At 60.3% G+C, this 12,118-nt stretch carries 17 protein-coding genes and 1 tRNA gene; 10 read left to right on the forward strand and 8 right to left on the reverse strand.

The annotated features are described in order from the left end of the window. Nucleotides 1–8: 8 nt before the first annotated feature. Nucleotides 9–962, reverse strand: a complete 954-nt coding sequence (locus tag IPM54_07545) for an SUMF1/EgtB/PvdO family nonheme iron enzyme (GenBank protein MBK9259681.1) — start codon at nucleotides 960–962, stop codon at nucleotides 9–11. Nucleotides 963–1,035: 73 nt separating this feature from the next. Between IPM54_07545 and IPM54_07550 the strand changes: the two genes are divergently transcribed. The 6 genes from IPM54_07550 to IPM54_07575 all read left to right on the forward strand — a co-directional run bounded on the left by IPM54_07550 (nucleotide 1,036) and on the right by IPM54_07575 (nucleotide 4,602). Beyond that, nucleotides 1,036–1,305, forward strand: coding sequence for a hypothetical protein (locus IPM54_07550; protein ID MBK9259682.1), 270 nt, complete (start codon nucleotides 1,036–1,038; stop codon nucleotides 1,303–1,305). Nucleotides 1,306–1,320: 15 nt separating this feature from the next. Next, entirely contained in the window at nucleotides 1,321–2,178 is an 858-nt protein-coding gene (locus tag IPM54_07555; protein ID MBK9259683.1) for a DUF692 domain-containing protein, read from the forward strand. Next, the gene (locus IPM54_07560; protein ID MBK9259684.1) at nucleotides 2,168–2,995 is read left to right on the forward strand and encodes a putative DNA-binding domain-containing protein; all 828 of its coding nucleotides are present in this window, start codon (nucleotides 2,168–2,170) and stop codon (nucleotides 2,993–2,995) included. The genes IPM54_07555 and IPM54_07560 overlap by 11 nt, the downstream gene beginning before the upstream one ends. Before the next feature lie 91 nt (nucleotides 2,996–3,086). After that, nucleotides 3,087–3,521 carry a YjbQ family protein gene (locus IPM54_07565; GenBank protein MBK9259685.1) on the forward strand — a complete coding sequence of 145 codons (435 nt, stop codon included), beginning with the start codon at nucleotides 3,087–3,089 and terminating at the stop codon, nucleotides 3,519–3,521. Continuing rightward, entirely contained in the window at nucleotides 3,518–3,892 is a 375-nt protein-coding gene (locus tag IPM54_07570; protein MBK9259686.1) for a hypothetical protein, read from the forward strand. The genes IPM54_07565 and IPM54_07570 overlap by 4 nt, the downstream gene beginning before the upstream one ends. Beyond that, nucleotides 3,889–4,602, forward strand: coding sequence for a 1-acyl-sn-glycerol-3-phosphate acyltransferase (locus tag IPM54_07575; GenBank protein ID MBK9259687.1), 714 nt, complete (start codon nucleotides 3,889–3,891; stop codon nucleotides 4,600–4,602). The genes IPM54_07570 and IPM54_07575 overlap by 4 nt, the downstream gene beginning before the upstream one ends. 16 nt (nucleotides 4,603–4,618) lie before the next feature. Here the strand turns inward: IPM54_07575 and IPM54_07580 are convergent, their stop codons facing one another. Next, nucleotides 4,619–5,533: an SGNH/GDSL hydrolase family protein gene (locus IPM54_07580; GenBank protein MBK9259688.1), complete on the reverse strand. Its 915-nt coding sequence runs from the start codon at nucleotides 5,531–5,533 to the stop codon at nucleotides 4,619–4,621. A 96-nt stretch (nucleotides 5,534–5,629) separates the two neighbouring features. Between IPM54_07580 and IPM54_07585 the strand changes: the two genes are divergently transcribed. Continuing rightward, nucleotides 5,630–7,045 (forward strand): hypothetical protein, encoded by a 1,416-nt coding sequence (locus IPM54_07585; GenBank protein MBK9259689.1) that lies wholly within the window; start codon nucleotides 5,630–5,632, stop codon nucleotides 7,043–7,045. Between the two features lie 192 nt (nucleotides 7,046–7,237). Here the strand turns inward: IPM54_07585 and dut are convergent, their stop codons facing one another. Both dut and IPM54_07595 read right to left on the reverse strand, forming a co-directional pair. After that, nucleotides 7,238–7,687 (reverse strand): dUTP diphosphatase, encoded by a 450-nt coding sequence (gene dut, locus IPM54_07590; protein ID MBK9259690.1) that lies wholly within the window; start codon nucleotides 7,685–7,687, stop codon nucleotides 7,238–7,240. Nucleotides 7,688–7,689: 2 nt separating this feature from the next. Continuing rightward, nucleotides 7,690–8,472, reverse strand: a complete 783-nt coding sequence (locus IPM54_07595) for a S1 RNA-binding domain-containing protein (protein ID MBK9259691.1) — start codon at nucleotides 8,470–8,472, stop codon at nucleotides 7,690–7,692. 208 nt (nucleotides 8,473–8,680) lie between these two features. Here IPM54_07595 and IPM54_07600 point away from each other — a divergent pair. The 3 genes from IPM54_07600 to IPM54_07610 all read left to right on the forward strand — a co-directional run bounded on the left by IPM54_07600 (nucleotide 8,681) and on the right by IPM54_07610 (nucleotide 10,631). Then, nucleotides 8,681–8,756: transfer RNA gene (locus tag IPM54_07600), tRNA-Lys, on the forward strand. 123 nt (nucleotides 8,757–8,879) lie between these two features. Next, a complete protein-coding gene (locus tag IPM54_07605) occupies nucleotides 8,880–9,251 on the forward strand; it encodes a PAS domain-containing protein (protein ID MBK9259692.1) in 372 nt (123 codons plus the stop codon). A gap of 78 nt (nucleotides 9,252–9,329) precedes the next feature. Beyond that, a complete protein-coding gene (locus IPM54_07610) occupies nucleotides 9,330–10,631 on the forward strand; it encodes a sigma 54-interacting transcriptional regulator (GenBank protein ID MBK9259693.1) in 1,302 nt (433 codons plus the stop codon). A gap of 48 nt (nucleotides 10,632–10,679) precedes the next feature. On the opposite strand, the gene IPM54_07615 is transcribed toward IPM54_07610, so the two are convergent. Genes IPM54_07615 through IPM54_07630 form a run of 4 tightly spaced genes read right to left on the reverse strand, consistent with a single transcriptional unit; the run spans nucleotide 10,680 to nucleotide 11,806 of the window. Further along, entirely contained in the window at nucleotides 10,680–10,976 is a 297-nt protein-coding gene (locus IPM54_07615; GenBank protein MBK9259694.1) for a hypothetical protein, read from the reverse strand. 16 nt (nucleotides 10,977–10,992) lie between these two features. Continuing rightward, a complete protein-coding gene (locus tag IPM54_07620) occupies nucleotides 10,993–11,259 on the reverse strand; it encodes a hypothetical protein (protein MBK9259695.1) in 267 nt (88 codons plus the stop codon). Nucleotides 11,260–11,276: 17 nt separating this feature from the next. Next, complete coding sequence (locus IPM54_07625) at nucleotides 11,277–11,567, reverse strand: hypothetical protein (GenBank protein ID MBK9259696.1); 291 nt, start codon at nucleotides 11,565–11,567, stop codon at nucleotides 11,277–11,279. An 11-nt stretch (nucleotides 11,568–11,578) separates the two neighbouring features. After that, nucleotides 11,579–11,806, reverse strand: coding sequence for a hypothetical protein (locus IPM54_07630; GenBank protein ID MBK9259697.1), 228 nt, complete (start codon nucleotides 11,804–11,806; stop codon nucleotides 11,579–11,581). Nucleotides 11,807–12,118 lie beyond the last annotated feature (312 nt).

Raw genomic sequence — 12,118 nt, forward strand, 5'->3', positions numbered from 1 at the left:
CGCGCCCTTCACTTCAAATCCTTGCAGCACCTCACGCCGGTCGAATAATCAAAATAATCGAACGGGTGCGCTTTCACGACCGAATCGCATCCGTCCTTTTTCGATCGCGCGTAAAACCCTCCGACGAACGTCCCTTCCGGATCGTCGATCCATTCATCGATATTGCCGACCATATCGTAAATGGCGTCCCCCTCCCATTCGCTCGCGCACGCGCGCGTATCCCCCGTCATACGCAAAAGAGGTTTGTCCCCGCTTTTCACCATATTCAAACGCGGATCGCTATGCCCCAAGCTCGCGTTGCCGTGAAGCACTGCGGCCGGATGCGCCTCGCGAAAAATATTGCATTTCCCTGCCGCATACTTGTCCCCGTACGGGAATGGTCGATCTGCTTCACCGCGACACGCCGTGCGCCATTCGTCGTGCGTGCACAATCGTTTTTCCGCATTCTTGCACGCGAGCGCTGCCAGCGGCCCCGTGAGATACCCTTGCGGCACAATTTTCTTGCGCGACGTCGCTTTCGGCTCGAAGTTGCGGCTTTTCTGCCAAGCCGGAAGCGGAGGTAAAATCAGGTCACGCGCCTCGGGAGGCCCCACGGACAAACGCTCTTTTTCCCAAAACTCCTGAATCGACAGTGCGTTTTTCCGGGCCGGCACATAATACGGTGAAAGATCTTTGCCCGTCTCCGCGTCCACCAAGCTCGCCTCGAAGCGATCGATGCAAAAGCTTTTTTTCACCCGCACCATGTCTTTCGGACATGGCGGCAGCTCGGGCTCGATGATCGCAAAATCGTCCGGCTTCGGTGGAAGGGCTTTGTTTGGATCGATGGCCGATGCATCCGCTGCAGCCGCCGCGGCGTCATCTGTTGCCGCATCACTGGAAATCGACGCATCCTCGGAAGGTGCGGGCGAGCTGCGATCACACGAAGCGATCGCCAGAAGAAATACGAAAGGAAATGATCTCATTCGGCTTTTCTACTTGCCCTCGTTCATCGCATCAGATTACGACCGATAGCAATCTCGAACAGGAGACTCTACAATGGACTTTGGTAAAGCGTTGGCAGTGGTTGCAGTGAGCGGCATGGCGGCAGCGTTGGCGGGTTGTGGCGGCGGCGCTCAAGCGGCAGGTGACGGTGCCGCGACGCCCGGTACGGAACCGGCAGCAGCAGCTCCCGCAGAAGGCGGCGAGAAGAATGGCTGCAAGGCTGGCCACGGGTGCAAGGCGAACGGCAAGTGCGGCGGCGAGAAGCCTGCCGATGGCGCAGCGGCTCCGGCGGATGGCGCCGCGCCTGCAGACGCACCGAAGTGAGTCACTAGAGCGAAGATGGCTTCGACAAACTCCCCACGGCTAGGCCTTCCAGATCTCGGCGTGGGTGTTGGTTTGCGGCTTCCTCACTACGAAACCATCTTCGCTTCGTTCCCCCACGTCGATTGGTTCGAAATCATCAGTGAAAACTTCATGGTTCAGGGCGGCAAACCGCTCGCGAACTTGAATCGAATCCTCGATCGTTACCCCGTCGTACAACACGGGGTCTCGCTCTCGATCGGCAGCACGTCGCCGCTCGATTGGGACTACCTGCGAGGCTTGAAAGCACTTCTGCAGCGCGTTCGCTGTCCGTGGGTGAGCGATCATCTCTGCTTCACCCAAGCCGGAGGCGTGAACATCCACGACCTCTTGCCCCTGCCCTACACCGAAGAAGCCATTCGACACGTCGCTTCACGCGCTCGCACGGTCCAAGACTTTCTCGAAGTGCCTCTCGCGCTCGAAAACGTCTCCAGCTACCTCACGTACACATCGAGCACGATGACGGAGTGGGCGTTCTTGAACGCGGTCGTCGATGAAGCCGATTGCGGCATCTTGCTCGACGTCAACAACATCTACGTCTCCTCGTACAACCACCGCTTCGATCCGCGCGAGTACGTCGACGCCGTGCCGCCTCATCGCGTCGTGCAAGTGCACCTCGCCGGACACAGCAATTTCGGCAAGTACATCCTCGATACACACAGCGATCACGTCATCGACCCCGTGTGGGATCTATATCGTCGTGCGATTCGGCGTGTCGGTCCCGTGTCGACGCTCATCGAGTGGGACGACGACATTCCGTCTTTCGAAACGCTGCTCGCCGAAGCCGAACGCGCGCGAACGATTCGTAACGAGGAGGTCGCAGGTCGTGCTGTCTGATCTCGTTTCGGTTCAAACGTTTCTCGCGGACGCGCTCAGGCATGAGACGCCCACGCCGAACGATCCTGTGCTGGCCGAAGCGTCGGCGCGCTTCGTCACGGGCAACGATCGGCTGAGCCCCGCGGAACAAGTCGACATCTATCGCCAGCAGTTTTTCCTGCGGCACGAAGCGGCGTTGCGCGAAGACTACCCGGGCCTCGGACGGATCCTTGGCAAGGACGCCACGCAAAGGTTCTTCCGCGACTACCTCCATGCTCATCCGCCAACGACGCCATCGCTGCGCGATCTGGGTGCTCATGTGCCCGCGTTTGCCGCGCAATACGATGCTTTTGCTGCCGATCGACGTGCTCTCGCCGTCGACATGGCGCGGTATGAAAACGCGCTCGTGAACATCTTCGACGGGCCCGATGTCCCACCGCTCGATGGAGGGAAGCTCGCTGGTTTGTCCGAGAACGATTGGCAAACGACTCGGATCGTCCTGCATCCGCTCGTCATGCGTTTGTCTCTCTCGTACCCGGTCCATTTGCTTCGGGTCGACATCGTCGGCGGTCGAGACGTGACGCTGCCGGATGCGCCCTGCGCCGTCCACGTCGTTCTCTTTCGCAAGGACCTGATCACGCGTTACGAGGAGCTCGAACCGGAGGCTTACGCGCTGCTCGGAGCGCTTGGCGAGGGCATCCCGCTCGTCCCGGCGCTCGAACGCGTTGCTTTCGGCTTGCCGGCTGAACGGCAAGCTTACGTTGCGTCGAATCTTGGCTCTTGGTTCCGAACGTGGACAGCGTGGGGCATCATCGTCGACATCGTTCCGAACGGCTGATTGGCAGGCGAACGGGCGAACGACTGATCTCCATGGTTGCGGATCACCCTCGACTTCGGACACCGTAGTCGGACCCGAGAGGGGCGCTGCGATGACCTCCAACATGCACCAGAAGCTCCTCGATGTTCGTACGCGAGGGCGCGGCCTTCATGACGTCACCAACCTCGTTCATGGAGTCGTTGTCGACAGCCATGTGCGCATGGGCCTGTGTTCGATCTTCTTGCAGCACACGTCCGCGAGTCTCGTCATTCAAGAAAACGCAGACTCGGCCGTGCTTCGGGACCTCGATCGCTGGATGAGCAAGCTTGCGCCGGAGGGAGCGCACTACGAGCACAACGACGAGGGGCCTGACGACATGCCGTCGCACCTGCGTGCGGCAGTCACGAACACGAGCCTCGTCGTGCCGATCACCGCAGGGCAACTCGCACTTGGAACTTGGCAAGCGATTTACGTGTGGGAGCACCGGACAAACCCGCATCATCGGCGTCTCGTCGTCACGGTGTGGGGCGAGAAAGGTGGACCGTGAAGCTTTACTTTCTTGTGGCGTCTTCGAGTTTGGCGTTCGCCCTTCCCGCGTGTGGGAGCGACACGCGCTTTCCCATTTGCAAGTCCGACGCCGAGTGCGTCGCTCGCGAAGAGGACGGCGGCAAGGTTCTTTGTGACAATCTGCGCTGCGTGCAGTGTCGATACGACACCGACTGTCCCGCTGGTGGCTATTGCGACAAGACGAAGGCGTGTCAGAGCATCGCGCCGAAGCAAACGGAAGACCCGGCGGTCTCGACGGCCGAATACAAGACGCTCGACGAGTGCTTGAAGGCATGCACCGACAGCGCATGCACCGATGTGTGCAACGCTCGCTTTCCGGACACGGCGAAGAAGCCGCGCAAGCGCAGATGAGCAAGCTCGCGGCGAGCATTGCGCTCCTTCACACGGCAGGGATCACCGTGTCCACGGTCGTCGACGCGGCGCTCGGACGCATCGATCCCGACACGCTCGACAAGCGCCTCGTCGGGTGGTCGCACAAGATGCTCGACGAAGCGCAAATGACGCTCGTGGTGCGTGGTCGCGAGCATCTGGGCGATGGCAGCGAAACATTCATTTTGATGTCGAACCATCAGAGCCACTACGACATCCCGGTTCTTTATCGGGCCATTCCGGGGCGGATCCGCATGGTGGCCAAAGCGGAGCTCTTCCGTATTCCGCTCTTCGGTCGAGCGATGCATGTCGCAGGGTTCGTCAAAGTGAACCGCGGCGATCGCCATCAAGCGGTACAGAGCCTGCGCGACTCAGCATCGATGCTCGATCACGGAACGCTCTTGTGGATCGCCCCCGAAGGGACGCGGAGCGTGACGGGCAAGCTTGGATCGTTCAAGAGCGGAGGGTTTCACGTAGCTCTCGAATCGGGCCATCGGATCCTGCCCATCGCGATCGATGGAACACGACAGGTACTTCAAAGCGGAACGATCGACTTGCACCGAGGCCGTCACGTGATGGTCACGATCATGCCGCCCATCGATCCTCGAGAGTTCGGCCCGAACCGTCGCAAGGACCTCGTCGACGCCGTGCGCGATGCGATTGCCTCCGAACTGCCTCCCGGATCCGTTTGACCCCCAACAGTTACGCTCAGAGCGCTACGGAAGCCGTCTTTTGCGGGTTTGTCGCATCGGTATCCGATGGGCCGGCGCGGAGACGCCACGGGTTGACCGCGTGACGTCCGGAGCCTTTGGGCAGGTGTTCACCTTCGATGGGAGGTGGCGCCCGATGTTCGAGCAGCCACTTCCAGAACGCTTCGGCCCACACGGCACCACCGCGATTGTCAGGATGAATGGAGTCGGGTTGGCGCGAGATGGGCCCTGCGATGGCGTCGGAATCGAAGACGAGACACGGCTTGGCGCGTTGTTTGATGACGTCGACGATCCCCGTGTCCTTGCGCCAAAGCGGCGGAGTGACCCACACGCACGGCGTATCACCGACGATCTTCACGAGGCGGCCCACTGCATCGGCGCGCGCCCATGGATCCGTCAAGGTGACTTCGTTTGCACCCAAAGTGATGATGACGAGATCCGGGTGGTAGTCTCCGACCAACTTCGAGAGCTTGTTGTGCCACGTCGTCGTGTACGAAGCTTGAGCCGCGCGGACTTCGTAAAGCGCTCCAACCGATTTCATTTTCGGTCGTAACGTCTGTGAAAAACCCGCCATGACGAACGAATCACCCACGTGCAGTACGACCGTGCGAGGTTCGATGGGAAGCGCCGTCGGTACGGGTGGCGCAACTGCAGCCGTAGCGACGTCGCTACGCGGCACATTGGACGACGCGGGCGCTGCCGTGGCCACCTCCGATGCTGGCGCGGCCGAAGCGAGTGCCTTGGGCGGCTCCACCGCGGGAGCACGCTCGGTTGCTGTGTCCGAGACGCGTACGTGCATCGCAGGTCCGCGCGTGCCAGGCTGCACGGCTGTGGAGGTACTCGAGGTACATGCACCGATGATGCCCGCGAGCGTAGCGACGAGGGCCGTGACGAGTTTCGATCGCTTCAGCATCGTGAGTCTCGGGGCAGCGCACTCCAAGGTACTTCGCGTCCGCGCCGCAATGAACCGGCCCATCGCAGGCCGTCGTGCACTAGGATAATCGAGGGCATGAATTTCAGGCTGTTCGGTATCGATGTCGAGATCGAACCAGGATTCTGGTTCATCGCTGTGATTTTCGGTCTTCCGTTCTTCAAGATTTCGAACGGGGCGAGCGGGCTCATACCTGGATTCATTTGGGTGCTCGTCGTCTTGGTCAGCGTGCTCGTACATGAACTCGGGCACGCATTTGCCATTCGGCGCCACCGCATCCAACCCGAGATCACTCTTTACATGATGGGCGGCAAGACCGTTTGGCGAGCACTATTGCCGCTGAAACGTACCGACCACATCATCATCAGCCTCGCTGGACCCTTTGCCGGCTTCTTTCTCGCCGCGCTCGTCTTCGCCGTCGACCACTTCGTGCTCGCACAGATGAGCGCCGTTCCGTTTTACGCGCGATTCGCCGTGACGCAGCTTCTGTTCGTAAACGTGTACTGGGGCATCTTCAATTTGATCCCCGTCCTGCCGCTCGATGGCGGTCACGTTCTCGAGCACGCGCTCGGTCCCAAGCGCCTGCGAATGACGGCCATCATCTCGATGGTCGTCGGCTTCTCCGTTGCGCTGTACTTCCTGCAAGCGGGCAGCATCTGGGCAGCGTTCATCTTCGGCATGGGTGCCTTCCAAAGCCTGCGCCTCTTGCAGGTCGGTGGCACGGACATCGACCAATCCGACCTCCGTCCACGCGCACCCGAGGTCGAAGCCGAACCCGCCATCTCGGGTGAAATCCTTTCGATCTTGTCTCGCGCAAGGCAAGCCGTTGCCGACGAAGACATCACGAAAGCACGAGCGCTTTGCAACGACTTGCTCGCTCGCGATCCCGACGCCGAAAATGCGCCTCCGCCGAACGCCAAACGTGAAGCGCTCGAGATCCTCGCGTGGGCATCGCTGCTCGCCGAACAAGTCGACGACGCATCTGCAAAGGTCGACGACGCGAAGAAGCTCGGTGAGGTCGATCCTGCGCTCTTGGGAGCCGTGCACTTTGCCAAGCGCGAAACGAATCAAGCGCGGCGCGTTCTCGAAGCAGCCCGAGCACGCGGAGACGACCGCAAGGAAGTCGTCGGACCACTCATTCAGATCCTCATCGAACAGGGTGAAGTCGCTCGCGCTGCAGCCATCGCGTACGACATCGTCGATTCGTTGAGCGAAGACGACGCGCGGAAGATGGCACAACTCGCGTTCGACAACGCGGCGTTCGATTGGTCGGCGCGCCTGTATGAAACCGTGTTCGAACGGCAAGCTCACCCCGAAGACGCGTACGAAGCGGCACGCGCACATGCGCAAGACGGCGCGTACGAACGCGCGATCGACATGCTCCGCAAGGCCGTCGGCGCAGGCTTCAACGATCGCGCACGCGTTTGGTCCGACAAAGCGCTCGAAGCCTTGCGCGCACGCGACGGGCTCGACGGCGTGGTGCCGCGCCCGTAGAGCGCCGTTCAATTTGGAAGAAGGCTAAATCGGGGGGTATGGGGGGGCCGAGCCTCGCCGTGTTTTTGTGCGAAGCGCAAAAACACCGGGAGGCGAGCCTCGGCCCCCCCATCGTAAACTAGCCTCGCGAAGCGCGCGTCCCACGCGCGCGAAGCGAGCGTCCGGATCTGGCCCGGTTTCAAATTGGACGCGTCAACGTCCCGTGGAACCGTAGCCGCCTGCGCCGCGTGACGTTTCGTCGAGCTCGCTGACGAGCTCGAGCTCGGCGCGTACGACAGGACAAACCACGAGCTGAGCGATGCGCTCTCCGCGCGTGAGGCGAAAGGGCACGTCGCTCAAGTTGATGAGCAGCACCTTCACTTCGCCTCGATAGTCGGCGTCGATGGTCCCCGGCGAGTTCAGCACCGTCACACCATGTCGCCATGCCAAACCCGAGCGTGGCCTCACTTGTCCTTCAAGACCTTCGGGAATCGCAAGACTCACGCCCGTGGGCACGAGCTTGCGCTCACCCGGCGCGATCACGAGCTCGTCGTCGATCGCGGCGCACAGGTCCATCCCAGCAGCGTTCGTCGTTTGGTACGCGGGCAAAGGAACGTCGATCGAACCCACGCGCTTGCAAGGCACGCGCACCACGCCGGACACCGTCACTTCTTGATCTTCTTTCCAAGCAAGTCGCCAAACGTTCCAAAGTTTCGAGGCTCGGGCTTCTTGGCGGGCTGTTGCGGCTTCTTCTTCGCGTCCGCGGTGGGTTTGTCCGAGGCTGCTGCCGCTTGCTCCGAGCCAGCGCCTTCCTTGAATTTCTCGAACGAGCTGCGCTCTTCGTCACGCGCAATCGCCGCGACGGACAGCCGAATCTTGCCCTCCGCATCGATGTTCACGATCTTCGCTTCGACCTCCTGTCCGACCGCGAAGTGCTTCTTCAAGTCGGCACCGCGCGCCGTCGCCGTTTCCGCGGTGGGAATGAGGCCCCGGCCAGCACGTCCCTGCGTGCCCGCAATCTGCACGAAGACGCCGTAACGCTCGATGCCGGTCACAGTGCCCTTGATGCGTGCGCCCTCGACGACGAGCGGGGTTTGTCCTTTCGCACCCATGCCCATCGTGCCGCCAAACGCTTCGCCTTCGGCACTGCGAATCGCGACGGGAGACAGCCGCACTTGACCCGTGTGCCGATCGATCGATGCGACCGTCGCTTGCACTTTGCTGCCCACGGAAACGGCGAGTTTTCCGTCGGCGTCCGTCACGTCCGGACGCTCGAAAAAACCTTCCTGCTTTCGCCCGAGATCCGCGAAAACAGCGCTCTGGCCGACCGCTACGATCGTCACTTCGACGCGATCTCCAACCATCAGGCGGGTTCTCTCCCGGCGGCTTCCCCCACCCTGTTCGAACAGCGCCCCAAAAGACTCCGATGCTTCTCCACGTTCGGCCATAGGACGAGCCTTCTAGCGCGCATTCGTCGGCTACGCGAGCATTCGCGGGCCAAGTTGACCCGGTGGTACCGCAGTGTCGTTATTTTTCCTTGGCAAGATAATCCACCAGCAAGTCGCGATCATTTTCTTGATCGGCTCTTCCACGAACGTCCATTCGTGCTAGGGTGCGCGCCGCGATGTCCGGGGCTGCTTGCTCCTGCGATATCCAGGGTCGATAGCTCAGTCGGTAGAGCTGCGGGCTTTTAACCCGTAGGTCCAGGGTTCGAGTCCCTGTCGACCCACCAACGTCAAGATCGTCAGCGTCGCCGTCGACGACGCTCGCTGCATCGAGTTGGAGTGCTGTGTGAGGAAGTGCCTAGCACACACGGCCATTTCACGCGCAGAGAGCCGCGTGCTATCTGCGAACGATGCTCAAGAACATTGAACAAATTACGTCGCAGGATCTTGCGAACAAGTCGGAAACCGAGTTCGACGCGATGCCGTTTGGGATGATTCGGCTCGACCGCCAAGGCACCGTCAAGACGTACAACGAATGGGAAGCGCAGCTTGCGCGACGCAAGGCTCGCGACGTCATCGGGCGCAATTTTTTTACCGAAGTGGCTCCTTGCACGAACGTCGCTTCGTTCCGGGGCAAACTCGATGAGCTCGCGGCATCGGGCCAGAAGACCTACATCTTCGACTACGATTTTTCGTTTCCCTGGGGCAACCGGCGCGTGCGTGTTCGATTCGTCATCGAATCGGACGACGAACGATGGGTGCTCGTGACGAACCTCGGCTGAATCGGCTCGGGCAGCGCTTCGGCAATTCGTCACACGCTTCGTCCGTGTTTCTGATTTCTCGATACATTGTGCCCACTCATGAGCGCGCACGCCAGACGCCTACTCACCACCGAAGAGGATACGCCGAGCACGGGAAACGACGGTCCCGACCGAGCTCCGTGGCTTCTTGGCGCATTCCCCAAGCTCGTTGCACTGCAAATTCCTCGGTCGGGTGAAATCGTTGGCCGCGCGTGGCTCGACGATAACGGCATAACGGATGCCAAGGTATCCCGCGAGCACATTTCTTTTTCGCGTCCCGGCGGACGCCTTCATATTCGAGATCATCGTTCGCAAAATGGGACGTTCGTCGATGGAATCAAGCTCGCCCCCGACGAACCCATGCAGATCGACGACGGGGCCATCGTTCGCCTTGGCCAAACCATTTTCGTGTATCGTGAAGCGTTTGCTGGTCCGTCAAAACCCGAGCCGCCCCTTGGAAAACTCGTGGGCCCTTGGGCGCTCGGCAAAATTCGTCAAGATTTGTTTGCCCGTGGTTATCGCGAGGGGCTCAATGTCTTGCTCGAAGGCGCGACGGGTACGGGCAAAGAGTTGCTCGCTGAAGAAGTCGCCCGGCAGTTCGGGCGCCCGAAGATCGTCCTGGTGAACGTCGCCGCGGTGCCGCGGGACTCGTTCGAGGGAAATATGTTTGGTTGGGAAAAACATGCTTTCACGGGCAGTTTCGGGGCGTACCACGGTTTGCTCCGCTCGGCTGCGGGAGGTACGGTTTTTCTCGACGAAATCGAAGCATTACCGATGGAGCTTCAGCCCAAGCTCTTGCGATTTTTGGAAAAGCGCCAGGTTCAACCGCTCGGCGCGCGAGAATTGCCCCCGCCCGTCGATTGCCTCGTCATGGGTGCGACGAACCGAAGCATCCACGAGCTGCTCACGCAGGACGCTTTTCGTCGAGACCTCATTGCGCGTTTTCAGCTCAGGTTCACGCTACCAGCGCTCGAAGAGAGGCCCGAGGATCTCTTTGCCATATTGGCTGCGCGTTGGGAACAGCTTCACGGAAAACTCGATTTGTCGGTCACGCGTATGGATGCCGAAGCGATCGATCGCTTGATGCGCCACGATTGGCCGGAAAATGTGCGCGGGCTGTTTCGATTCGTCGAGAGCGTCGATCGCAACGCGGGTATCAAGAAAAGCACGGTGGACCGCTTGCTGGGCCCGGAATTGGACTTGCCCGCTTCACGACGCGGCGGTGTTCTGACGCGACAAACCGTGGACAAGGCCCTGGCCGATAGCGGAGGAAACAAAACGAGGGCCGCCCAATTGCTGAACGTGTCGCGACCGCAATTGTTTCGGTGGCTCAGGAAGAATGGGAAAGAGCGGGATGGGTGAAGGCGCGGTGCCCCGCGACGCATGCGGGGCCTTGGCGCCTCGAGCGCGTCAATTCGCTTCGGGGAGGTCTTTGTTGAGCATCTTGTTGGCTTCAGCGTCCTCGACGCACGTGAGCGTATTGTCGTCGTTCAGCGTGCAGCGCTTCAGCTTGGAGTTCGTGTCGGAGCAACCCTGACCGAACCCTGCAAAACCCGAGCTGCAATTGCCTTCGAGGTACGTTTGGTAAAGGGTCGGCTTGCCCTCGGGCGGCATGGTCCAATGGCCCGCCGTTCGATAACGGACCGGTTTGGCACAGCCACCGAGGACGAAGAGGGCAGCGGCTGCAATCATGACTAGCTTCTTCATTGCTCGCTCCTTCTTCTCAGAGGCTCTCCGGGAGCACGTCATCGAGCACCCTGGTTTCTTTGCAATTCGACGTGGTGCCATTCTCTGCGACGTCGCAGATGTTCACCATGAAGTTGAAGAGCGGCTTTTTCGTAGCCGGATCCTGCCCAGAGAGCTGGATGCGCTCCTGATACACGTTATCCGGGCCGATGAACGTCTGCTGCGTGAGCACCTTCGGCGGCGGACCACAGGCAACGCCCGCGAGCGCGAGGAGCGAAAAGATTGCAAATCGGATCGATTTCATGTTTTCCCTCCTGCGCCTCAGCGAACGTTCGTCGACGTGTAGTTGCCGCTGGCTGCGCCCATCGGACAAACTGCGTCGTTCTTGCCGTCACACGAAATCGAGCAAACGAGTTTGTCGCCCGTGTCCTGACACAAGTAGAATTGGTAGACCGCCTTGCGCATGACGAAATAGTTGGTGTTTTTCACCATTTCGAGCGCCGTCACCGGAGACTTTTGGTTGTCCTCGAAACGCGTGATCGTGCGGGTTACACACCCCATACACGAAAGCCCGAGGCCAAGTGCGAACAGGGAAGTCATTAGGCGTGACATCGAAGACCTCCTCATTCCTCTTCGCCCTTCAGGACGATCTGCATCGTTCTGCATTCCGACAATGCGCCGTCGCCTGCCATCTTGCATTTGACAACCTGCTGCGAATTCCCCTGCACCACGAGGAATTTGATTTGGTCCCGTGCGCTCGTGATTTGTTTCACGACCTTCGGCGGCGGCGCACACGCCACCCCACCGAGCAGTGCCACCAGCACCGCGGGTCCGTATAGCCATCTCTTCATGAGCACCTGTTCTCCTCGCACATACCTTCGACAGGGTAAAACCCTGCGGATGATCGTCGAAGACGATCGCCGATTTCCACGGCCTTGTCACGTCGAGACGTTATGTCCCCTCGAGAGCCCCTGCCCCCCGCCTCCTCGACTCTCGTCGCCCGACGCTTTTGTGATTACGTTGATTCAATTACAACGACTGCTTGCGTCAATGCGGGTTTTATAAGGCGTCTTGCGCATGGAATCCACAAGTAGCGAAGAAAAAGTAAGAATAACAAGCTCCACCTCCTGCTTTATGCGCGCAACCCTTGGATTCGTCGCCGG

The sequence above is a fragment of the Polyangiaceae bacterium genome (assembly GCA_016715885.1).
Taxonomy (GTDB): Bacteria; Myxococcota_A; Polyangia; order Polyangiales; family Polyangiaceae; genus Polyangium.

Coding starts and splice junctions, on each gene's coding strand:
- IPM54_07565 (MBK9259685.1), top strand. CDS start 3,087: ATGACCTCCAACATGCACCAGAAGCTCCTCGATGTTCGTACGCGAGGG.
- IPM54_07595 (MBK9259691.1), bottom strand. CDS start 8,472: ATGGCCGAACGTGGAGAAGCATCGGAGTCTTTTGGGGCGCTGTTCGAA.
- IPM54_07605 (MBK9259692.1), top strand. CDS start 8,880: ATGCTCAAGAACATTGAACAAATTACGTCGCAGGATCTTGCGAACAAG.
- IPM54_07630 (MBK9259697.1), bottom strand. CDS start 11,806: ATGAAGAGATGGCTATACGGACCCGCGGTGCTGGTGGCACTGCTCGGT.
- IPM54_07615 (MBK9259694.1), bottom strand. CDS start 10,976: ATGAAGAAGCTAGTCATGATTGCAGCCGCTGCCCTCTTCGTCCTCGGT.
- IPM54_07575 (MBK9259687.1), top strand. CDS start 3,889: ATGAGCAAGCTCGCGGCGAGCATTGCGCTCCTTCACACGGCAGGGATC.
- IPM54_07585 (MBK9259689.1), top strand. CDS start 5,630: ATGAATTTCAGGCTGTTCGGTATCGATGTCGAGATCGAACCAGGATTC.
- IPM54_07550 (MBK9259682.1), top strand. CDS start 1,036: ATGGACTTTGGTAAAGCGTTGGCAGTGGTTGCAGTGAGCGGCATGGCG.
- IPM54_07545 (MBK9259681.1), bottom strand. CDS start 962: ATGAGATCATTTCCTTTCGTATTTCTTCTGGCGATCGCTTCGTGTGAT.
- IPM54_07610 (MBK9259693.1), top strand. CDS start 9,330: ATGAGCGCGCACGCCAGACGCCTACTCACCACCGAAGAGGATACGCCG.
- IPM54_07555 (MBK9259683.1), top strand. CDS start 1,321: ATGGCTTCGACAAACTCCCCACGGCTAGGCCTTCCAGATCTCGGCGTG.
- IPM54_07625 (MBK9259696.1), bottom strand. CDS start 11,567: ATGTCACGCCTAATGACTTCCCTGTTCGCACTTGGCCTCGGGCTTTCG.
- IPM54_07580 (MBK9259688.1), bottom strand. CDS start 5,533: ATGCTGAAGCGATCGAAACTCGTCACGGCCCTCGTCGCTACGCTCGCG.
- IPM54_07620 (MBK9259695.1), bottom strand. CDS start 11,259: ATGAAATCGATCCGATTTGCAATCTTTTCGCTCCTCGCGCTCGCGGGC.